At 59.3% G+C, this 21,435-nt stretch carries 20 protein-coding genes; 12 read left to right on the forward strand and 8 right to left on the reverse strand.

All coding sequences use genetic code 11. The features are described 5' to 3' along the window. On the reverse strand, positions 1 to 412 hold a 412-nt coding region (locus ACOYNB_RS13620), incomplete at its 3' end, for a DNA gyrase subunit A (RefSeq protein ID WP_422839549.1). A gap of 341 nt (positions 413 to 753) precedes the next feature. On the opposite strand from ACOYNB_RS13620, the gene ompA reads away from it, so the two are divergent. Continuing rightward, positions 754 to 1,404 carry an outer membrane protein OmpA gene (gene ompA / locus ACOYNB_RS13625; protein WP_374259243.1) on the forward strand — a complete coding sequence of 217 codons (651 nt, stop codon included), beginning with the start codon at positions 754 to 756 and terminating at the stop codon, positions 1,402 to 1,404. A gap of 77 nt (positions 1,405 to 1,481) precedes the next feature. Here the strand turns inward: ompA and ACOYNB_RS13630 are convergent, their stop codons facing one another. Continuing rightward, positions 1,482 to 3,095 (reverse strand): GMC family oxidoreductase N-terminal domain-containing protein, encoded by a 1,614-nt coding sequence (locus ACOYNB_RS13630; protein ID WP_422839550.1) that lies wholly within the window; start codon positions 3,093 to 3,095, stop codon positions 1,482 to 1,484. Continuing rightward, positions 3,092 to 3,628 (reverse strand): hypothetical protein, encoded by a 537-nt coding sequence (locus ACOYNB_RS13635; protein ID WP_422839551.1) that lies wholly within the window; start codon positions 3,626 to 3,628, stop codon positions 3,092 to 3,094. Before ACOYNB_RS13635 ends, ACOYNB_RS13630 begins: the two co-directional genes overlap by 4 nt. Positions 3,629 to 3,911: 283 nt before the next feature. On the opposite strand from ACOYNB_RS13635, the gene ACOYNB_RS13640 reads away from it, so the two are divergent. Continuing rightward, on the forward strand, positions 3,912 to 5,606 hold the full coding sequence (locus ACOYNB_RS13640) for a long-chain-fatty-acid--CoA ligase (protein ID WP_422839552.1): 1,695 nt from the start codon (positions 3,912 to 3,914) through the stop codon (positions 5,604 to 5,606). A 93-nt stretch (positions 5,607 to 5,699) separates the two neighbouring features. Here ACOYNB_RS13640 and hemW read toward each other — a convergent pair whose 3' ends face one another. From hemW to ACOYNB_RS13660, 4 genes are all read right to left on the reverse strand, one after another. Further along, a complete protein-coding gene (gene hemW / locus ACOYNB_RS13645; RefSeq protein ID WP_422839553.1) occupies positions 5,700 to 6,881 on the reverse strand; it encodes a radical SAM family heme chaperone HemW in 1,182 nt (393 codons plus the stop codon). Beyond that, entirely contained in the window at positions 6,878 to 7,540 is a 663-nt protein-coding gene (gene rdgB / locus ACOYNB_RS13650) for an RdgB/HAM1 family non-canonical purine NTP pyrophosphatase (RefSeq protein ID WP_422839554.1), read from the reverse strand. Before rdgB ends, hemW begins: the two co-directional genes overlap by 4 nt. A gap of 70 nt (positions 7,541 to 7,610) precedes the next feature. Further along, complete coding sequence (locus ACOYNB_RS13655; RefSeq protein WP_422839555.1) at positions 7,611 to 8,537, reverse strand: PP2C family protein-serine/threonine phosphatase; 927 nt, start codon at positions 8,535 to 8,537, stop codon at positions 7,611 to 7,613. Beyond that, entirely contained in the window at positions 8,534 to 9,502 is a 969-nt protein-coding gene (locus ACOYNB_RS13660) for a serine/threonine protein kinase (RefSeq protein WP_420817618.1), read from the reverse strand. The genes ACOYNB_RS13655 and ACOYNB_RS13660 overlap by 4 nt, the downstream gene beginning before the upstream one ends. A 30-nt stretch (positions 9,503 to 9,532) precedes the next feature. Between ACOYNB_RS13660 and ACOYNB_RS13665 the strand changes: the two genes are divergently transcribed. The 4 genes from ACOYNB_RS13665 to ACOYNB_RS13680 all read left to right on the forward strand — a co-directional run bounded on the left by ACOYNB_RS13665 (position 9,533) and on the right by ACOYNB_RS13680 (position 13,686). After that, the gene (locus tag ACOYNB_RS13665) at positions 9,533 to 10,471 is read left to right on the forward strand and encodes a YicC/YloC family endoribonuclease (RefSeq protein WP_422839556.1); all 939 of its coding nucleotides are present in this window, start codon (positions 9,533 to 9,535) and stop codon (positions 10,469 to 10,471) included. 13 nt (positions 10,472 to 10,484) lie between these two features. Beyond that, entirely contained in the window at positions 10,485 to 11,105 is a 621-nt protein-coding gene (gene gmk, locus ACOYNB_RS13670; protein ID WP_422839557.1) for a guanylate kinase, read from the forward strand. Between the two features lie 31 nt (positions 11,106 to 11,136). After that, positions 11,137 to 11,340 (forward strand): DNA-directed RNA polymerase subunit omega, encoded by a 204-nt coding sequence (gene rpoZ / locus ACOYNB_RS13675; protein ID WP_374259125.1) that lies wholly within the window; start codon positions 11,137 to 11,139, stop codon positions 11,338 to 11,340. Between the two features lie 141 nt (positions 11,341 to 11,481). Next, positions 11,482 to 13,686 carry a RelA/SpoT family protein gene (locus ACOYNB_RS13680; RefSeq protein WP_422839558.1) on the forward strand — a complete coding sequence of 735 codons (2,205 nt, stop codon included), beginning with the start codon at positions 11,482 to 11,484 and terminating at the stop codon, positions 13,684 to 13,686. A 6-nt stretch (positions 13,687 to 13,692) separates the two neighbouring features. Here ACOYNB_RS13680 and greB read toward each other — a convergent pair whose 3' ends face one another. Further along, complete coding sequence (gene greB / locus ACOYNB_RS13685) at positions 13,693 to 14,256, reverse strand: transcription elongation factor GreB (RefSeq protein ID WP_422839559.1); 564 nt, start codon at positions 14,254 to 14,256, stop codon at positions 13,693 to 13,695. Between the two features lie 183 nt (positions 14,257 to 14,439). Between greB and ACOYNB_RS13690 the strand changes: the two genes are divergently transcribed. From ACOYNB_RS13690 to ACOYNB_RS13715, 6 genes are all read left to right on the forward strand, one after another. After that, positions 14,440 to 15,123, forward strand: coding sequence for an excisionase family DNA-binding protein (locus tag ACOYNB_RS13690; protein ID WP_422839560.1), 684 nt, complete (start codon positions 14,440 to 14,442; stop codon positions 15,121 to 15,123). Further along, the gene (locus ACOYNB_RS13695) at positions 15,120 to 16,223 is read left to right on the forward strand and encodes an ATP-binding protein (RefSeq protein WP_422839561.1); all 1,104 of its coding nucleotides are present in this window, start codon (positions 15,120 to 15,122) and stop codon (positions 16,221 to 16,223) included. Before ACOYNB_RS13690 ends, ACOYNB_RS13695 begins: the two co-directional genes overlap by 4 nt. Positions 16,224 to 16,255: 32 nt before the next feature. After that, positions 16,256 to 16,633 (forward strand): response regulator transcription factor, encoded by a 378-nt coding sequence (locus ACOYNB_RS13700; protein WP_422839562.1) that lies wholly within the window; start codon positions 16,256 to 16,258, stop codon positions 16,631 to 16,633. Between the two features lie 10 nt (positions 16,634 to 16,643). Then, entirely contained in the window at positions 16,644 to 19,391 is a 2,748-nt protein-coding gene (locus ACOYNB_RS13705; protein ID WP_422839563.1) for a PAS domain-containing sensor histidine kinase, read from the forward strand. 10 nt (positions 19,392 to 19,401) lie between these two features. Next, positions 19,402 to 20,139, forward strand: a complete 738-nt coding sequence (locus ACOYNB_RS13710) for a TVP38/TMEM64 family protein (RefSeq protein ID WP_422839564.1) — start codon at positions 19,402 to 19,404, stop codon at positions 20,137 to 20,139. Positions 20,140 to 20,416: 277 nt separating this feature from the next. Beyond that, positions 20,417 to 21,079 (forward strand): DUF6160 family protein, encoded by a 663-nt coding sequence (locus ACOYNB_RS13715; RefSeq protein ID WP_422839565.1) that lies wholly within the window; start codon positions 20,417 to 20,419, stop codon positions 21,077 to 21,079. Positions 21,080 to 21,435 lie beyond the last annotated feature (356 nt).

Raw genomic sequence — 21,435 nt, forward strand, 5'->3', positions numbered from 1 at the left:
TGTCGGCCAGCATCTCGTGGGCGATCTTCGACAGGCGGATTTCGGTGTAACGCATGGCCGCCGCACTGTCGCCGTCGACCGAACCAAAGTTGCCTTGGCCATCGACCAGCATGTGACGCAGCGAGAAGTCCTGCGCCATCCGCACGATGGTGTCGTACACGGCAGAGTCACCGTGCGGGTGGTACTTACCAATGACGTCGCCGACGATACGGGCCGACTTCTTGTAAGGCCGGTTCCAGTCGTTGTTCAACTCGTGCATCGCGAACAGAACGCGACGGTGAACTGGCTTCAGGCCATCACGGGCATCTGGCAGGGCACGACCCACGATCACGCTCATTGCGTAATCGAGGTAAGAACGGCGCATCTCCTCTTCGAGGCTGATGGGCAAGGTTTCCTTGGCGAATGACGTCATGCGTGCTTCACGGTAAGAAGAGAGGTGTACCCGCCGCGCGGCTGGCAGACCGGGGTTCCGACAGGTCGAATCAAGAAGAACTTCAGCAGAAAATTCTCACGCGCGCGACAAGCCGAATGGATCATTGTAATTGGCGGATCATGTAGTCGCAGCGCAACACGGAGGCGCCTGACCCAGCTGCCGTGTGCTTGCCACTTGAGTGACAAATTGTCTATGGCACAATGGTTTTCGTTAAGTGCCCTGGGGATGCCTGGGTACTCAGTGCCCCACCCCAATCCGGGTCGTTGCCCTTTCAGGGCGCATCGCAGTTGAATGCTGCGTTTCATCTCGTGAGGACTTGCATGATCAAACTGAACAAAGTTGCCGCCCTGTTCGCTACCGTTGCCTTGTCTGGTGGTGCATTTGCGCAAACCGTTGACAACTGGCGTGCTACCGACGGCACCGTCTGGAAGAACGGCACCAACGAACTGTGCTGGCGCAACAACTTCTGGACCCCTGAAACAGCTGCTCAAGGCTGTGACGGTGGCAAGGCTGCTCCTGCCGCAGCTCCTGCTGCGCCTGCTCCAGCTGCCGCACCGGCTCCTGTGGCTGCAGCCCCTGCTCCGGCTCCTGCCGTGGCACCCGCTGCGCCTGCTACCGAGAAGGTGAGCTTCGCTGCTGACGCTTTCTTCGACTTCGACAAGGCTGTTCTGAAGCCCGAAGGCAAGGCCAAGCTGGACGATCTGGCTGGCAAGGTCAAGGGCCTGAATCTGGAAGTCATCATCGCCGTGGGTCACACCGACTCCAAGGGCACCGATGCTTACAACCAGAAGCTGTCGGTCAAGCGCTCTGACGCTGTCAAGGCCTATCTGACCAGCAAGGGCATCGACGCTTCCAAGGTGTACACCGAAGGCAAGGGCGAGAAGCAACCCGTTGCTGACAACAAGACTGAAGCTGGCCGCGCCAAGAACCGTCGCGTTGAAATCGAAGTTGTGGGCACCCGCAACAAGTAATTTGTGAGCGAGAGGCGTTGCCTCTCGTTGGCAAGAAAAAAGCCCCGCCTAGGCGGGGCTTTTTCATGGCCGGCCAGTTAGGCCAGTTGAACTGTTTTGCCTGTCAATTGCTTGGCCAGTTGAGTTGCCAGCTTATTGGTCGCGCCATAAATGGACAGCTGTGGGTTGGCGCCGATGCTGGTCGGGAAAATCGAGCCATCGTGAACCGACAGGTTGTCGATGTGCCAATGCACACCATCCGGACGGATCACCCCCAGCTTTTCGGTACCGCCCATCCAGCAGCCGCCCATCACGTGAGCGCTGCCCACCCCCATCAGCAGCGGTTTCATCTCGAGCTGGGCGATGCCGGCTTTGGCCTCCGCCCACGACCGGTAGTACTGACCTTGCTCGTGATACGGCATGACCATCTGGGCGCCTGCGGCAAATTGAATCTCCGCCATGGTCAGCAGTGAGCGACGCATGCCATCAAACACATAGTCGGTCAGGCGGTAGTCCAGGAGAGGGGAGCCATCCGGGTTGAGTCGAACGGTGCCCCCGACTGACTCAGGATGGAAGCCGTCGCGCATCAGCGAAAGCATCATCTGCGTGTGCGGATAGTGCTGCATGCGTGCGGCCAGGGTTGCGCCGTGACCACCCATCAGCATCGATGCCAAGCCAGGTTGAAGGGGAGCCGCCTCCAACTTGTACGCCATTGGGCCCTCAGCCTGTGCGTTGTGCACAAAGTGGTCTGAATAGATGGATTGAGGGGCGCCCGCCCAAGCGGCAACTTTTTCTGCAAAGATGCCGGCCGAGAATGAGACGGGGTGCAGGAACGTCCGTTTGCCCAGAAAGCCATGGGGGTCTGGGGCGTTCGATCGCAAAAGCAAGGCGGGTGAGTTGATGGCACCACCTGCGACGACGTAATGGCGTGCTTTGACGCGCATCACTTTGTCTGAGACCTTTTCGCCATTGACGCGAATGGGGACGCACTGGATGGCTTGGACTTTGCCATCCTTGATGTCCAGGCGCTGCGCCCGTGTCTGGTAATACAGCCGAGCCTTGGCTTCGAGGGCTGCTGGCAAGGTCGTGATCAGCATCGACTGTTTGGCGTTCGTGGGGCAGCCCATGCCGCAGGAGCCGAGGTTCCAGCAGCCTTTGACATTGCGCGGGATCACGTCAGCGGAAATACCGATCTTCTGTGCCCCCTGGCGCAAGACTTCATTGTTGCGATTCGGCGGAGCTTCTTCCCAGCGGTGCATATTGAGTCGGCGCTCGACCTGCTCAAACCATGGGGCCATGGCCGATTCGTTGAGCTCCTGGAGGCCGTACTTGTCCTGCCAGTGCTGAAGTGTGTTTTCAGGGGTACGGAACGAACTGGTCCAGTTGACCACGGTGGTGCCGCCAACGCATCGGCCTTGCAGCACGCTGATGGCGCCATCCATGGTGCGGCGTGCCGCCGACTCCTGATACAGCGAACTGTAGGCTTCGGCCTCCCGCTGGTTGAAGTCTCGACTGGTGCGAAGGGGGCCTTCTTCCAGCAGTACCACGGCCAAGCCGGCCTTGGTCAAAATTTCGGCAGTGATACCGGCGCCGGCGCCCGTGCCAACGATGGCGACGTCGCAGGTGATTTCATCGGGCAGGCCATCTGCGCCATTGTGGGCTTGCCAGCCGCGGGCCAAACCCTCGCGGAACGGATCGGGAAGTTTGCTCATACGTCGAGGGGGCCGGGATAACCGGTGCCAGGCCAGTTGCTGCTTTGAGTGAAGAAGGTCATGCAGGTCAGTCCTCGGACGACCTGGTAGGTGAGGCGGTGCGTAGGGAGTGGGTTGATGCGCATCGTTTCCAGCGCACGCTCGATGTCGGTGTCGCTGGCGCCCTGCCATCCGCCACGCAGGTCGGTGAGCATGTAGCGGGTCACGCCATTGCCCAGCAACCCGAGGATGGCGTTGATCTCGACTTGCAGAACGGCTGGCAGTCCGTTGATGTAGCGCTCCATGGCGCTCAGGTGGGCTTCCAGCGCCGCCTGACGTTGTGTGGGATCCTGGGGCAGCATCGGGCCCACGATGCCTCGGGTGAGCCCGAGAATGACATCGCGTCCATGTGGTGTGAGGCGGCCATGGCTCAAGCCGCGGTGCCAGTAGACCAGGCTACCGAATGTGGCGCCGACAGTGCCAATGGCCAGCGCGGTTTTGAGGAACCAGCGACGCTTGGGCGTGAGGGGCTGATTGATGGCTTTGTCGACCATGGTGAGGGCGGTGTCGAACGGGTGAATTTGAAATAGGAAACATTGTGAGTCAAATTTGAGGTCGGCGCTGCCTAGCGAAAACCACGAGCAAACCCGCACCAATCAAGGGAAAACCACTACGCCTATCTTCCTGAAACTTGCTGTTGTCACCTTGTGTTGTCAGTTGTTGCGGGAATACCCTTAGCTGTGAATGTTGCAGAATGCGTGCAGTGCAAACGGGTGCAGACAAACCTTCCATGTTCAGCCCGTAGTCGTGAACGATCGATACGAGACGAGGATAGCGATGACGAGTTCCAAGCCCTGGTTGGCTCATTACGAAGCTGGTGTTCCTGCTGAAATCAATCCCGGTGAGTACAACTCGCTGGTTGACTTGCTGGACCAGTCTTTCAAGCAATTTGCCAAGCGTGACATGGCGTCCTTCATGGACGTGCACTGGACGTATGAGCAAGTCGAAGAACTGTCCAAGTCGATGGCGGCGTGGTTGCAGTCGCTGGGTTTGCCCAAGGGTTCGCGCGTGGCGCTGATGATGCCGAACGTGCCGCAGTACGTGGTGTCGATCGCGGCAGTCTTGCGTGCAGGGTATGTGGTGGTGAACGTCAACCCGCTGTACACCCCTCGTGAGCTCGAGCATCAACTCAAGGATGCTGGCGCAGATGCCATCGTGATTCTCGAGAACTTCGCAACGACCCTGCAGGAAGTGGTCGCTCGTACGCCGGTCAAGCACGTCGTGCTGGCATCGATGGGCGACATGCTGCCTTTCATCAAGGGGACGTTGGTGAATTTTGTGGTGCGCTCCGTCAAGAAGATGGTGCCTGCCTACAACCTGCCGAATACCGACAAGTGCAAGGTTCTGACCTTCAAGGACGTGATCGCCAAGGGGCGTGCACTCAAGTACAACCGCCCTGCGCTGCAACCCACGGATGTGGCCTTCCTGCAGTACACGGGTGGGACCACGGGCGTGTCGAAGGGCGCGACACTGCTGCACAGCAACGTGGTGGCCAACATTCTGCAAAACGAAGCCTGGTTCAAGCCTGAGTTGGATAAGTTGGGTAATCAGCCTTTGGTGTCGGTGTGCGCGTTGCCGCTGTATCACATCTTCGCGCTGACGGTCTGCTACTTCATGGGCGCACGCACGGGTTCGATGAACATCCTCATCCCCAACCCGCGTGACCTGCCGGCCGTCATCAAGACGCTGAGCAAGTACAAGATCAACCAGTTCCCGGCCGTGAACACGCTGTTCAACGCGCTGGCCAATCACCCTGACTTCGGCAAGCTCGACTTCTCGGGCCTGAAGGTGTCGATGGGGGGGGGCATGGCCGTTCAGCAAGCCACAGCCGAAATCTGGAAGAAGGTCACGGGTTGCCCGATCGTGGAAGGCTACGGTCTGTCGGAAACTTCGCCGGTGGCCACGGCCAACCGACTCGACAATACCGAGTTCAATGGTTCGATCGGCTATCCCTTGCCTTCGACCGAAGTGGCCATCCTGGATGATGATGGCGTTGCACAGCCCATCGGTGGCGTGGGCGAAATCTCGATCCGCGGCCCGCAGGTGATGGCAGGCTATTGGCAGCGTCCGGATGAAACCGCCAAGGTCATGACCGCAGACGGCTTCTTCCGCACTGGCGACATCGGCATCATGGATGAACGGGGCCAGGTTCGCATCGTGGACCGTAAGAAGGACATGATTCTGGTGTCTGGCTTCAACGTGTACCCGAATGAAGTGGAGCAGGTGGTCAACATGCACCCTGGCGTGCTGGAGTGTGCCGCTGTGGGCGTGCCTGATGCCAAGTCGGGTGAGGCTGTGAAGCTGTACGTGGTGCGCAAGGACGAAAGCCTGACCGTGGAAGCACTGAAGGCCTATTGCCACGAGCAACTGACGGGCTACAAGTGTCCGAAGTACATCGACTTCCGCGCTGACTTGCCCAAGTCCAACGTGGGCAAGATCCTGCGCCGCGAACTGCGCGACGAGAAGAAGTAAGTCTCGTGGGTGCCGGTGTAGGACCGGTGCTCATCAGATGATCAAAAGCCGCTGGACCTTCCGGGTCGCAGCGGCTTTTTTGTGGGTGTTTGCTCAGTCTTGCAGGAACAGGGCCTGTAGGTCACTCAGGAAGTCAAAGCCTTGGGCGGTGGGCCAGGCGCGGGCCAGGTCCCGTTCGAGCAGGCCCTTGGCCTCGGCTTCTGCCAAGGGACGCTGGATGCTCGCGAGGGTCAGGCCGGTGCGCTCACTGAAGCGGAGCAACTCGAATCCGTCGCGCAGGCGCAGGGCGTTCATCATGAACTCGAAAGCGCGGGCCTTCAGGGGCACCTCGTGCTCATTAGAGCAGGCTTGCCCCTGCAAGGCCTTTTCCATGTAGGCGGCTGGCTCACGCCAGCGCACTTGGCGCACGATTCGGTCTGGGAAGCTGATCTTGCTGTGAGCGCCCGCACCGACCCCGAGGTAGTCTCCGAACTGCCAGTAGTTGAGGTTGTGCTGACAGTGGTGCCCCGGTCGTGCATACGCCGAGACCTCGTAGCGTTGGAGTCCGGCCGCGGTGGTCCGCTCAATGAGGTGGTCGAGCATGTCGAACGCGGAGTCATCGTCCGGCAAACCTTCAGGAGGCTGCGTGGCGAAGCGCGTGTTGGGCTCGAGGGTCAGGTGGTACAGCGACAGATGGGGGGGCTTGAACGCCAGGGCCTGCTGGATGTCAGATTCCAGGTCGTGCATGGACTGACCGGGCAAGGCGTACATCAGATCGAGGTTGAAGGTGTCGAAGCAGGCTTGAGCTTCTTCGACCGCGGCGATGGCTTGCGCACGGTTGTGGACGCGTCCAAGTGCCTTCAACTTCTGGTCGTCAAAACTCTGCACGCCGATGGACAGGCGGTTCACGCCCGCTTGGCGGAAGGCCTTGAAACGGTCTTTTTCGAAGGTGCCGGGGTTGGCTTCGAGCGTGATCTCGGCATCGGCATTGACAGGCAGGCGGGCACGGATGTCGCACAGCAGGCGGTCGATGGCTTCTGGCGAGAACAGGCTGGGTGTGCCGCCACCGATGAAGATGGTGTGCACCCGGCGCCCCCATATCTGGGGCAGCGCTGATTCGATGTCGGCGCAGATGGCATCCAAATAGCGAGATTCGGGCAGTGAGCCGTCAGCTTGTCTGTGCTCGTGCGAGTTGAAGTCACAGTAGGGGCATTTGCGCAGACACCACGGGAGGTGCACATACAGTGACAGCGGGGGCAGGGCGCTCAAAGCGCCGGGCTTTTGCAGCGTGATCATGCTGGTTGCCAAGCCCACTGTTTGCCGTCGTTGATGCCCCAGCGTGCCTGGATCAGGTGCAGCAAGTGGGTGCAGGCCTGGGCTCGGTGGCTGATGCCGTTTTTCACTTCTGGCGGCAATTCTGCAGCGCTTTGCTGGTGCTCAGGAAGCCACAGCAGGGGGTCGTAGCCGAAGCCGTGTTCGCCGCGCGGTGCGTGAAGCAGTTCGCCGGTCCAGTGTCCTTCTGCGATCAGGGGCTCCGGATCCTCAGCGTGGCGCACGGCGACCAGCACGCAGGTGAAGTGGGCTCGACGAAGGCTTTGCCCCTGCATCTGATCCAGCAGCCAGGCATTGTTGGCGGGGTCAATGACCTCTCTCCCCGCCCCTTCAGGGACTCGCCCTGCATCCACAGCGTATCGCGCTGAGCGCACGCCCGGGGCGCCGCCTAAGGCATCCACACACAAGCCAGAATCGTCGGCGATGGCGGGTCCTCGGCCTTCACGAGCGGCATGGCGAGCTTTGGCCAAGGCATTTTCCACAAACGTGACGTGGGGCTCTTCGGCCTCTGGGATCCCGAGGGAGCCTTGAGTTACCAACTCGACCCCTAACGGGGTGATGAGGGCTTGTAGTTCGCGGAGCTTCTTGGCGTTGTTGGAGGCCAGAATGAGAGTCTTGCGCATGTAGGGGCTCTAAAAAAATCACCCTCGACAACCTGCTGGCGGTCGAGGGTGTGTATTGTGGCGCGGACGCTCAGTTCTTGCGGGCTGCGTTAGCAGAGCGCCGGATGGCTTCGTTGATTTCGCGGATGGAGCGTTCGATTTCGGCCTCGTCCAAGTCGTCTGCCAGATCATCCACTTCAGCACTGCCCCCCACGCTCGCCTGGATGGTGGAGGCAAAAACCTCGTCACCCAGCGACTCTGTCGAAACGCTGGGGCGCTCGTCCTCGGCAGACTCCCACTCCATGGCGATGATGCTGACGTTGTCGCACTTGGGGCCACCATTGCGCAGGGCAATCTCGACCAGTTCCGGCACCGAATCGGAAATCGAATGGCTGGCCAGATGGTGGGTGATGACGTCATCCTCGGTGGTCCCCCACAGGCCATCCGAGCACAGCAAGATGCGGTCTCCTTCTTGCAGCAGCAGGGGGCCGACCGTGTCGATCACGGGGCGGCCAGGGCTACCCAGGCAGGTGAACAACACGTTGCGGTTGTAGCGATCATTCAAGGGGACAACCGACGACAGGGTCTGCTGCAACTCGGAGTAGGAGTGGTCGCGCGTGCGAGCAATCAGCTTGTCGCCCCGGACAAAATACAGGCGCGAGTCGCCGCAATGCGCCCAGTAGGCCGCGTTGCCTTGCAGGATGCAGGCGACGATGGTGGTGCGTGGGTTGTCGATCAGGCCCTTCTCGCTGGCGTAGCGCAGCAGCTGATGGTGGCCGGCCATGATGGCCTCTTGCAGGAAGCGGATGGGGTCAGCCAAGTCCGGGCGAGCATCGCGCTGAAACAACGCCGCCATGGTCTGCAGGGCGAGCTGGGACGCCATCTCGCCTTCGGGGTGACCGCCCATGCCGTCGGCCAGAGCAAACAGGCCAGCGTCCCGCGTGTAGCAATAGCCCATGCGGTCTTCATTTTTTTCGCGGCCACCTTTGCGGCTGATCTGGTAGACGGAGAACCTCATGCTTTGGATCCGGATTTGAGGTTTTCAAGCTGAAGCTTGACGCGTTCAGCAAAAGTCAGTTTGGAGTAGCGCCGTTCAGTTTCGCGGGCCAATTCCTTTTGTAGCGCAAAAACGCTTTGAGGGCGGGCCAGCGGATCCAGCGACATGCACCACTCTGTCACTTCGATCAGGTTATCCGAATAGACGTTCCGCAGTCGAGAGAGCGATAGCCCTAAGCGGTCTTTTTCGAGACGCTGAGGGGCATCGTTCGGTGGATAGCCTTGCATGCAGGCATAGATGCAGGCGCCGATCGCGTAAATGTCGGTCCAAGGGCCCAGTGAGCCGTCCCGGCGGTACATCTCGGGTGCCGCGAAACCGGGGGTGTACATGGGCCGAATGAAGTTGCCCTCTTTGGACAGCACCTCGCGCGCCGCGCCGAAGTCGAGGAGCACGGCTTTGTTCTCGTTGGTGATGAAAATGTTGGCGGGCTTGATGTCCAGATGCAGCATCTTGTACTGGTGGACGATGCGCAAGCCGCGCAGGATTTCATCAAACAGGCTGCGAATGGTGGATTCGCGGAACACCTTGTCGCGCTTGAGGTCTCGTGCCGTGACGATGAAGTCCTGAAGGGTGTCGCCCTGCAGGTAGTTCATCACCATGTAAACGGTTTCGTTTTCTCGGAAGAAGTTCAGCACCGACACCACGCTGGGGTGCGCGATCTGGGCCAGCGATCGGCCTTCTTCAAAGAAACTTTTCAGTCCCAAGCGGTAGAGCGGCTGCTTGTCGGGCTTGACGCGCGGGATGAGTTCACCCGGTGCCCGTTCCGCCAGCGATGCGGGCAAATATTCCTTCAGCGCTACCAGCCGTTTGTCGGGGTCTTCGGCGAGGTAAACAACCCCAAAGCCGCCTGCCGCGATCTTCTTGACGACCTGGTAGCCGCCCACGACGGTGCCCGGGGGCAACGGGGCGGGTTTCGGCTTTGACATAATCGGGTTTTGTCTGGTGTCAAGGTATTTATGTCAGTCTACTCTATGACCGGCTTTGCCGCGGCGGTGTCGTCGGCTCTCGACCACGTCAGTGAAAACACCGAAGACGCGGAGGCGTCGAATGCGTCACGCAAGTCCGCCTCGGGCGCGGTCGGCGCTGAACTGCGCTCCGTCAACAGTCGTTTTCTGGATCTGAGCTTCAAGCTGGCCGACGAGTTTCGTGGCCTCGAGCCTGCTTTGCGAGAGATGCTGACGGCCTCGTTCAAGCGCGGCAAGATCGAGTTTCGGCTGCAGCCCCAACGTGCCTCGGATGCGGGCTGGCCTCAGCCTCAGCCTGATCAACTGCACACGCTGGCGCGCCTGGAAGGCACAGTGCAGAACTGGTTGCCAAAGGCAGCACCGCTGTCGGTCAACGAGGTGTTGAACTGGTGTCGTGCCGCCGCCCCTTCCGTGCGACTGGAAGATGCGGCGCTGGAGGCGGCTCGCCAGTGCGTGGAAGCGCTGAAGGAAGCCCGTCAGCGTGAAGGCGCTCGCTTGGTGGCGGTGCTGCACGACAAGCTCAAAGGCTTGAAAGCTTTGGCCGAGCAGGCGACGCCCCTGGTGCCAGCGGCGGTGCAGCGTCAGCAAGAGCGTTTTGTTCAGAAATACCAAGAAGCCTTGCAGGCTGTGGGCGGCTCGGTCACGCCGGAGGCCGCGCAAGAGCGTGCCCTGAGTGAAGCTGCAGCCTATGCCTTGCGCATTGACGTGGACGAGGAGTTGCAACGCCTCAAGGCCCACCTTGATGAGATTGGCCGCTTGCTGAAGAAGGGCGGGGAGGTCGGCAAGCGCCTCGACTTCCTGATTCAAGAATTACACCGTGAAGCAAATACGCTGGGTTCCAAGGCCGCTGCGCTGGAATTGACCCAGATCTCGGTCGACATGAAAGTGTTGATCGAGCAAATGCGTGAGCAGGTTCAGAACATCGAATAAAGGAAACCTTGCCATGGAATATCCCGGCAATCTTTTTGTGGTGTCCGCGCCCAGCGGCACCGGCAAGTCCAGTCTGGTGAAAGCTTTGCTGGAGTTGGATTCACACCTGCAAGTCAGTGTGTCGCATACGACCCGATCGCCTCGCGGACAAGAGCAGCATGGTCGTGAGTACTGGTTCACGGCCATGGAAGAGTTCCAGTCCATGATCGGTCGCGGGGACTTCTTCGAGTACGCGGAGGTGCATGGCAACTTCTATGGCACCTCGCGCCAGGCGATCGAAGAGCGCATCAAGGGGGGCGAAGATGTGGTGTTGGAGATCGATTGGCAAGGCGCCTTGCAGATCAAGAAGATCTTCCCGACGGCCATCCTGATTTTCATCCTGCCGCCGAGCTACGAGGAGTTGCTGCAGCGCCTGAATCGCCGGGGTGAAGACTCGGCCGACGTGATCGAGGTGCGGATGCAGAACGCCCGGATCGAGGTCGCGCAGGCTCAACATTTCGACTTTGTGGTGATCAATGCCCTGTTTGAGACGGCTTTGTTCGACTTGAAGGCAATTGTTCACGCGCAGAGGTTAAAATATGCAGCTCAGCGCCGGAACAAGTCCACTGTGTTCCAGGCCCTCAATCTGGTCTGATCCCGATCACGACACTAACGGAGCGTCCACCATGGCCCGCATCACTGTTGAAGACTGCCTGCAAAAGATCCCTAACCGCTTCCAGCTCGTGCTCGCTGCCACCTACCGTGCTCGCATGCTGAGCCAAGGTCACACCCCGAAGATCGAATCGCGCAACAAGCCCAGCGTGACCGCCCTGCGCGAAATCGCCGCCGGTCAAGTTGGCGTGGAAATGCTGCGCAAGGTTCCGACCTGATCTTTCTTGGGGGCAAGCGGCTTTTGAGCGGTTTGCTTCGAACGCGATCTGGCACAAAGGCCCGTTGAAAAACGGGCCTTTGCCATTTATCCGATCATTTTGTGCGTATGCGGTTTGGCGCTTCCGCGCTAAAGTCTGCCCATGACCCTGGCTCACGATGCTGCTGCGGCTTCTTTTGCCGCACTGACCCACAAGCTTGATTACCTTGACGAGGCGGACATCCGTCGCGTGCGAGAGGCCTACCGGTTTGCCGACGAAGCCCACTTGGGGCAGTTTCGGGCCAGTGGCGAGCCCTACATCACCCATCCCATCGCGGTGGCGGGCCTGTGCGCCGACTGGAAGCTGGACGCGCAGGCCATCATGGCAGCGCTCATGCACGATGCCATGGAAGACTGTGGCGTCACCAAAATTGAGCTGATCGAGCGCTTTGGTGCGCCCACGGCTGAGATCGTCGATGGACTGACCAAGCTGGACAAGCTGCATTTCTCGACCAAGGAGGAGTCGCAAGCCGAGTCCTTCCGCAAAATGTTGCTGGCCATGGCGCGCGATGTGCGCGTCATCCTGATCAAGCTGGCCGACCGCTTGCACAACATGCGCACCATGGCGGCCATGGTGGCGCACAAGCGTGCCCGCATCGCCCGCGAGACCCTGGACATTTATGTGCCGATTGCGCACCGCCTGGGTCTGAATCAAACCTATCGCGAACTGCAGGAACTCTCGTTCCAGTACATCAATCCCTGGCGTTACGCGGTCCTGGCCAAAGCGGTCAAGCGCACGCGTGGCAACCGCCGAGATCTGGTCGAGCGCATCCGCAAAGAAGTCGAAGTGGCCTTCGGTGAAGCGGATATGCAGGTCGACGTGTATGGCCGCGAGAAGACCATTTTCTCGATCTACAACAAGATGATCGAAAAGGGCCTGAGCTTTGCCCAGGTCAGTGACATCTTTGGCTTCCGCATCGTGGCGCGCGAACTGCTCGACTGCTACCGCGCGCTGGGCGTGCTGCATCAGTTGTACAAGCCGCTGCCGGGCCGCTTCAAGGACTACATCGCCATTCCCAAGCCGAACGGCTACCAGTCCTTGCACACCACGCTGATCAACCCGGTGGGGACGGCGGTCGAGTTCCAGATTCGCTCGCAAGCCATGCACACAGTGGCCGAGAAGGGGATCGCCGCGCACTGGATGTACAAGGAGCATGAGGATGCGGGCGAGGCTTCGCCCCAGCAGGGGGCAGTGTGGCTGCAGTCCTTGATCGACATCCAGCATGAAACGCGCGATTCAGCCGAGTTCCTCGAACACCTGAAGATCGACCTGTTCCCCGAGTCGGTGTACGTGTTGACGCCGAAGTCTCGCATCGTGGCTTTGCCCAAGGGGGCGACGCCGGTGGACTTCGCATACGCTATTCATTCGCGCGTGGGTGATCACTGCGCGTCGGCCAAGGTCAATGGCGCGCCGGTGGCGCTGCGGACCGAACTCCGCAGCGGGGATGTTGTTGAAATCGTGACCGCGCAGGGCGCACGCCCCAACCCTGCCTGGCTGAACTTTGTTCGTACCGGTCGCGCCCGTTCCAAGATTCGCCACTACCTCAAGAACATGGAGGCGGAAGAATCCTTGGCCTTGGGTGAGAAGTTGCTGACGCAGGCCTTGCGTGCCGAAGGCTTGTCGCTGCCCCCGGGCAATGAAGACTCTGAAGGCGATACGGGCGTGCTGTGGCAGACCTTGATTCGTTGGGGGGGCAACCGCAGCCGTGACGAGTTGCTGGTGGACATCGGCCTGGGGCGCAAGATTGCGCAGATGGTGGCCAAGCGCTTGGCACAGATGCGTGCCGAGTCGGGTGAGCGGCCTGATGCCGTGACCCTGACACTGGGGCGCTTTGAGGCTGATGTGCCGCATCAGGCTGCTGTGGTGATCGATGGTAACGAAGGCGCCACCGTGCGCCTGGCACCGTGCTGTTGTCCTGTGCCGGGCGACCGCATCGCCGGTTACCTGGGACGCGGCGAGGGCATGGTGGTCCACACGCACGAGTGCGGCGTAGGCCGTCGCTTGTTCGAGCGCGATCGTGAACGCTGGATCGATGTGAGCTGGTCAGATGAGCCGGCCCGTATGTTCGAAACCGTCATCAAGGTCTTGGTGACCAACGGCAAGGGCGTGCTGGCCCAAGTGGCGGCGGCGGTCAGCAGCGCCGAAACCGACATCACTCACATCGAGATGGGTGACGAACGCTTGGGCGAAACGGCCGAGTTGAAGTTGCGCCTGGAAGTGCGCGACACGGATCACTTGGCTGAAGTGATCCGCACGCTCAAGCGTTGTGCCGTGGTGCTCAACGCCCAGCGCGTGGTGCCGCACTGACGCGTGTCAGTGCGAAGTGGCAGGCTTGGGGTAGCTGACCTGGATGATTTCCAGGCGCTCCAGGCCGCCGGGGGCCATGAATTGCACTTCGTCGCCCTCGCGTGACTTGAGCAGGGCGCGGGCGATCGGCGAAATCCAGCTGACTTCGCCTTGGAGGTTGTCGACCTCGTCAATGCCCTTGATCGTGACCGTGCGTTCCACGCCAGCCTGGTTTTCGTAGGTCACTGTGGCGCCAAAAAACACCTGATCGTTGCCGTGGTGCAGGCTGGGGTCGGCCACTTCGGCGATGTCGAGCCGCTTGGTCAGAAAGCGGATGCGCCGGTCGATTTCGCGCAGGCGTTTTTTGCCGTAAAGGTAATCACCGTTTTCAGAGCGGTCGCCATTGGAGGCAGCCCAGTGCACGATTTCCACCACCTTGGGGCGTTCGCTGTCGATCAGGTTGATCAACTCATTGCGCAAACGTTGGTATCCCTCGGGGGTGATGTAGTTTTTGCCGCCGGCAGGCAGGGGGGGCAAGGCCAGATCGTCCTCGTCATCGCCTGCTGATTCCTTGGTAAACGCTTTGCTCATGGTGCGCGATTGTGCCGAATCTGAGGCCGATCAGAAAGTGGCGATGGCGGGGTGAATAGTTCACATATCTCTCTGATTTAACGGGGCATGCGTGCCATTTCCTGAAATCAAAGCGAAAAAAATGAAACGGATGGCCGATAAACCGTACATCACCTAAATCCATTGCTCGCGAGGATGTGAGGTATGTCAGAAGTGATTCCTCTGGGCCCAGGCTCCCGCATGATGACCACCCGAGAAGCGGCCAAGCGCTTGGGTGTCTCGTTACGCACGGTGCAACTGTGGGTAGAGGCCGACATCTTGCCTGCTGCAAAGACGCCTGGCGGGCATCGCCGCATTCCGCTTACGGCGGTGGAAGCCCTTGCGATCAGTACCGGGCTGGGTGAGACTCAGCAGGACAAGCCCCGTGCCGGCAAGCGCGAATTGCTGGCCATGCGACAGCAACAACTGGCGCCAACGGAGCGTGATGTCGTCGATGTGCTGCTGGTGGCCGACGAAAGTGGTTGGATCGATCGTTGTGAGGCCGCATTGGCTGCTTTTGGTGAAGCAGTCTCTGTGCGTCGCGCCGAAACCGGTTATCTGGCCTTGATACAGATTGGACAAAAGGCGCCGGATATTTTGATCACCACGTTGGCCCTGCATGGCATGGACGGTATGGAAATGCTGCGAACGCTGGAGCGCTGTGAATCCATGGCGCACATGCGGATCATGTTGCTGACGGATCTGAACAGTGAGGCGTTAGCGGCGAAGGGGGGAATCCCCGAGAGAGTCGAGCAGGTAGGTGCACCGTTTACGCCAGAAGACATTGCTGCTAGGGTAGGGCGGAGTTTGCTCGGGCATCCGTTGACCAAGATGGGATATTCATCATGAACGAGGCATTCCGATTATTGTTTGATCAGGTCAAAAGTGGCGTGGTCTGGGTTGAGCGCAGCGGCATTGTTCGGTACGCCAACAAGGCGGCTGTGCAGATGACACCCGTCATGCTCGGGCAACAGATGATGGACCCTGTGGCTGAACGGACGGTCAAGGCTGCAGGTCAGAACATGCTGCAGTTGCCGTTTCAGTTTGAGCTGACCACGCAGGAAGCTCATCCCGATTCGATTCGGGCCGTGGTCATCAAGGCACCGGTTGGCAATGACCTGATGGTGGTCATGAACAATGTGTCTGAGGAGCGTTGGTATTCACAGGCCCTTGAGAACCTCATTGGCTACATTGAGGCCGAGATGGAGGCCCCCATCAATCTGTTGGCGGAGCGCTTGCCAACGGTCATCAGCATTGCCCAGAAGCAGCAACCCACGCCAGAGTTGGTGGAGTTGGTTCAAAACGCCAAGGATTTGTCTCAAAAGCTCGGTAAGTTGCGAGATCTTGTGTCTATCTTCGGTCAAAGCTCAATCGTTCGAGAAGAGCGCATCATGCTGCCTGATTTGCTCAGGGCAGCTTTGGCAGAGGTCATGCCCTTGGCCACCGCCCGCAACATCACCGTGGCCACAGAGGGGATTCAAGGCGAGTTACCAGCCATTTATGGCAGCACCCACTGGCTCAGCAAAGCACTGTCGGAGTATTTGGAACAGTCCATTCGCAGTGCGCAGAGCGGTGGTTTGATCGAACTGTCTGTTCATGCCGTGGGGACCCGTGTCATGGTCCGGGCCAGCAACAAAGGCCTATTTGTGTCCAACCACGAGCGACGCAGTGCCTTTGCACCCTTTGGGGTCGGGGATACCGCCAAGCCCAGCGATGCGCGCAAGGGCATCGGTTTGGCATTGAGTCAACGCATTCTGGAAGAGCACGGTGGCTCGGTTCGCATCGAAGATGACTTCGATGGGGTTGACTTCGTGCTGGAAATTCCCGCCGGGGCGCCGGCATCTCAAGACGCGCAACTGTCGGTAGAGCAAGCGCAACGCTATGCACGAGACATGGCGCAACTGATGGCGCGCAGCATGAGCAAGCGCGTCAAGCTCGATGAAAACTGAGCGAAGTGCTGCACGGATAACAGGAGACCAACATGGCCCACCGCATCTTGATCGTTGAAGATCAACCTGATATTTGCAAACTCATTCGGATGACGCTCGAATTCGGCGACTTCGAGATCCATGAGGCACACGATGGTGAATCCGGGTTGAACATGGTGCGGGCGATCATGCCTGACGTCGTCCTTCTGGATGTGATGATGCCGGGACTGCTGGATGGCTACCAGGTGTGTGATCGCATCAAGAAGGACCCGGTGCTTCAAAAGATCCGCGTGGTCATGCTGACGGCGCGTGGTCAGGCGACTGACTTGGCTGCCGGCGAGGCGGTGGGCGCTGATGCCTACTTGGTGAAACCTTTTAGTCCTCTGGAGTTGATCGAGCGCGTCGAAAACCTGGTCTCGGCGTCAGCCTGAGGGGCCACCCATGACCGCGCCAGACCCGGTGCAGCCCGTCAGTCGGGTGCAAAGCCTGCTGGAGCATGTCTTCGGCAGTTGGACGCCTCGTCGTGTCGTTGCGGTCATCGTTTTGCTCGCGACGTTGCTGACCGCTGGGGGGCTGGTTGCAGTCTATCGATTGGAGTCTTGGCGCAATCAGCAGGAGTTTTTGGCTGAGGCGACGCACATGCAGGAGCAGGTGCAGTACCGTTTGCAGCAGCGTCGTGCATTGTTGTCTGAGGTGCGTCAATGGGTGCTGGCCATGCCAGCGGCACGCGCTGCAACGCTGTCGGCATGGCCGGAGGCAGGTTCAGCTTGGTTGCCCAGACATGTCAAGGCGCTGGATGCTGTGCTCCAGAGTTTGGGCCTGGAGGCTGATTCGGATCAGGTCGCTGCGCTCGCCGCATGCCTGAGCGAGGCAGATGCGGCGCATCAGTGGCAACTTTGCCAGCTTGGGTCGGTCGCTCAAGATCCGTATTGGGTGCTGGTCGAGGCGCTTTGGGAGGCACGAAGCGGTTGGGTTGTGACCGCGCTCATGCCTGCTGCCGAGGCTTGGCGGCCCCACAGCGATGGGCATTTCTGGGCGCTGAAAAGTTTTCTGACTTCTGCCGAAACCACGCTGGCATGGCCGGAAGCCATGGTGGACGGGGCATCGGATCGGATCGTGCTGCCGATCACGCTGGATGGCCGTTCGTGGTCGTTGAGGATCGCTGGCGGCATGCGCCAACTCACCACCGTTGAGTATTTGTATCGACATGCCGCAGTGTGGCTTGCGTTGATCGTGATGGTGATTGCGGCATTGGTGGCCATGCAGGGCTACCTGATGTTGATCGCTACACGTCGCCGTGCAAGCGGTGCCCGCAAGCAGATGGATGCCGCTTTGCAAAAAGAGCAAACACGGCGTGCTGCGGTCATGGATGCCGCGCCGGATGCGATCGTCATGGTAGACAGCCAGGGCAGGATCACTTGGTGCAATGTGGCGACCGTGAGCATTTTTGGTCGACAGAGCGACGCATTGCTGGGGCAGCCGATTGCCGACACGCTGCTGCCGTCTCTGGCTGCAACGTCGCTCGATCAATGGTTTGACGAACATGGCTTCTCCAACCGGGTCATTGGCCTGGATACCGTCGGTCAGCGTGCCGAGGGCACGGTCTTTCCCGTGGCTTTGTCGGCTGCCCGCATCTTTCTGGATGGGGAGCAGATCTATTCGTTTATCGTGCGTGATACGACTGACGCGAAGTGGGCCGAGCAAGAGCTGGCGCTGCGCGACCGTGCCTTGGCCTCATCCAGTGATGGCGTCATCATCGTCTCCATGACCTTGCCCAGTCATCCCATCATCTATGCCAATTCGGGGTTTGAGCAAATCACGGGGTATGAAGTGCATGAGGTGCTTGGCCTCAACCCCAGATTCCTTCACGGCACCGATGCCGATCAGCCAGGTCTGACTGTTTTGCGCCAGGCCATCAAAGAGGGACGTCGCGCGCAAGCTGTCATTCGTAATTACCGAAAGAACGGCTCTCAGTACTACATTGAGTTGTCGATTTCACCGGTCTTGAATCAAGAGGGCGTACTGACACACTTCATCGGCATCCAGGCCGATATCTCTGATCGCGTGGCCGCCGAACAAGTGCTGCGTTTGCGCACGGAGCGTTTGAACGCCGTGTTCGACCTGAGCCCCGACGGCTTTGTGGTGTTGGACAAGCGAGGCGAGGTCACGATTGTCAATCCGGCCTTCGAGGCCATGACTGGCATGTCGGCTGCGGACATGGTGGGGCAGTCTCGCGATGTCTTTGAAGATCAACTGATGAGTCAGTGCCAGTCCAGAGAAGACGAAACCTCGGACTCGGACAAGGATGCCGATGGCAACGCCTACACCACCCGAGAGCTATTGCACTTGCACACCCCGTGTCAAAGAACACTGGTTCGCCGCATTCGGCATGGTGGATCGCACGATGAAACCGTCATGTACTTCCGAGACGTGACACATGAGCGCGAAGTCGATCGCATGAAGAGCGAGTTCCTAGCCATGGCAGCGCACGAGTTGCGTACACCCATGGTGAGCATCTTTGGATTCACGGAATTGCTGCTGAAGCGGCAGTTCAAGGACGAGCATCGGAAGGACATGCTCGAGACGATTCACCGGCAGGCGTCCATCCTGATCAACCTGGTGAACGAACTGCTCGATCTGGCTCGGATTGAAGCGCGGCGTGGCAAAGACTTCAATCGATCCAGACAATCCTTGCAAGGTGTCATTGAACAGGCCCTGGGTGCTTTGCTCGTCAACAACGACGATCGCAAGGTCAAGGTCACCTTGCCTGAAGAGCCCATCATGCTGGATGTCGACCGATCAAAGTTGTCACAGGCGCTGACCAATGTTCTCTCCAACGCCTACAAGTATTCGCCAAACGGTGGCGAGATCTCGCTGGATGTCTTGTGCAGACGACGCGGGACACAAGCTGAAGTCGGCATTCGCGTCGAAGACCACGGTATGGGCATGACCGAAGCGCAATTAACCAAGGTGTTTGAGCGTTTCTTCCGCGCGGACACCTCTGGCAACATTCCAGGTACCGGACTGGGAATGACCATCGTGAAAGAAATCATCGAACTTCATGGTGGCGAAGTGGTGGTCGACAGCACATTCGGACAAGGGACCACGGTCACCATGTGGCTGCCCATGAAGCACATTGGCAGCTTGCCCGAACAAATCAAAGCGGACGAAGTCGTTCCGCTGCTCTAACTGTTTGCGCGTGCATCCCCTCACCGTTTTCTTGAACAAGAAGGGCCTTTCTTGGGGGCGACTCTTGTTGATGGCGGGCTACCTTGCTGTCCTGGCCTTGTTGTACGGAGCATGGCAAACACCCGCAGGCAAGTTGCTGATGAGCGCACCGGTCTTGGCTCAAATTGGGCGGGAGGTGTTGGCGCTGCCATTTGGGAAATGCTATGTGGTGGCTGGCTTCACAGTGGCCACAGCCTTTGGGGTGCCAGTGCTGATCTTGCTGCCAGCAGGCGCGTTGGTATTTGGCGCGTGGCCAGGTGCTGCGTATGCATTATTCGGGATTCTTGGCGGGGCAGTTGTCACATGGGCCATCGGGCGTTATGTCGCTGCGGGCGTGGTCGAGCGCTTGCTTGGATCGCGAATGGTGCTGCTCCAGCGGCATCTCAGCCGACGAGGGGTCTTGACCGTTGCCTTGAGCAGGCTATTGCCAGTGGCGCCCTTTTTGATCGTTAATTTGGTGGCTGGTGCACTACGAGTACGGCTATCCGCCTACCTTGCTGGGACGTGGCTGGGGCTGCTGCCAGCCACAGTCGGGATGACCGCCTTGGTCAAGATCTTTCAGGCAGATCGTTTTCAGGTACGCACCGTCGTGTGGCTCGTCGGAATTGTTGTGGTCACCTTTCTTGCAGGATGGTTGTGGCTGCGGCATCACCGTCAGGCGAGTCGCCATGGGGCCCCGAAGTCGCCAGTTCAGGGGGAAGTCGGATAAGTTTGGCGCATTAGGTTTAATGTCGCTCGTTATCCCCTAGGGGCTCCTTCTTAAGCACTTTCCTCGCCCTTTATCAGGGTGGATTCCAGGGTCATGCGCTTGGCCGGATGGGTCAGTTGCGGGTGGGGGTAATTCGTGATCATTGTCACACGCCGCGAACAAATCACCCGTTTCACGTTATTCGTAACGAGCAAAAGTGGGGCCGATCACTCCACGAGGTGGTGAGGCAAGCACGGCGTGAGACATCCAACCTAAACACATATTCCTGGAGTTATTCATGCAAGCCTTCAAGCTTTCCTTCGTTGCTCTGGCCCTGGCCGCCGCTTCCGCTTCTTCCTTCGCCATGTCCTCGATCGAAGACGCTGACCTGAGCGCTGTGAGCGGTCAAGACGGTGTGTCGATCGGTGCTGACCTGAATGTCAACATCGGTTCGTTCAAGTACACCGATACGGACACCGACGGTGGTTCTGTGTCGTTCAACAACATCGGCATCAAGGGTCTGTTTGTGATGACCATCGACATCCTGGGTAAGGGTGCTTTCGTGTCGACCGTCGCTGACTCGATCGGCGCACGTCTGGGTCAAACTCAAACTCAAGCCAACCTGGCCAAGCAACTGGCTGGTGGCGCTACGGCGGCTAGCCTGGTCGGTGGCGGCGCATCGGTGGCTGACGTGACCGCTGGCGGCACGATCGCTACCGAACTGGGCAAGCTGACGGCTGCCTCTTACGACGCGTTTGGTGCGCAAACGGGCACCGCCATCTATGACGGCGCTTCGGACGTGGTTCAGTTTGCTTTCCCCAACGCCAAGATGGACACCAAGCTGACGCCTTCCGTCACCGTGGAATCGATCAAGATGGGTGGCAGCAACAAGTCCTTTGGCTCGATGGCCATCAACAACATCGACATGCAGGGCAGCAAGTTCTGGATGTGGGCTCACTGATCTGAGTCATCTGCTCAGGGAGCATGCGGGCGACAAGCCCGCATCCATCAACCCCGCCATCAGTCTGATGTCGGGGGTTTCTTTTTTTGGGGGCTGGATGGAGCATGTTGCGCCACATTCACACCGACATTCGTTTGGTGAGGATGTGTTCTCTATCGGGGTCCCAGTTTCCTGGGGTTGATCCTTATCGGTTTGCTACATACTTGTGCAAATCGAGTACTCCCCCGTAAGGGTGGGTGCTTAGGTAGTTTCCTCGCCCTTCATAGGGGTGGTTTTTGGGGTCGTTTTGTTGTCCGCTTCAGTCACTTGTCAAGTGAATAGTCATCAGATGATCCGTCTGCGCTCCAACGGAAGGG

The sequence above is a fragment of the Aquabacterium sp. genome (assembly GCF_049317225.1).
GTDB lineage: Bacteria > Pseudomonadota > Gammaproteobacteria > Burkholderiales > Burkholderiaceae_C > Aquabacterium.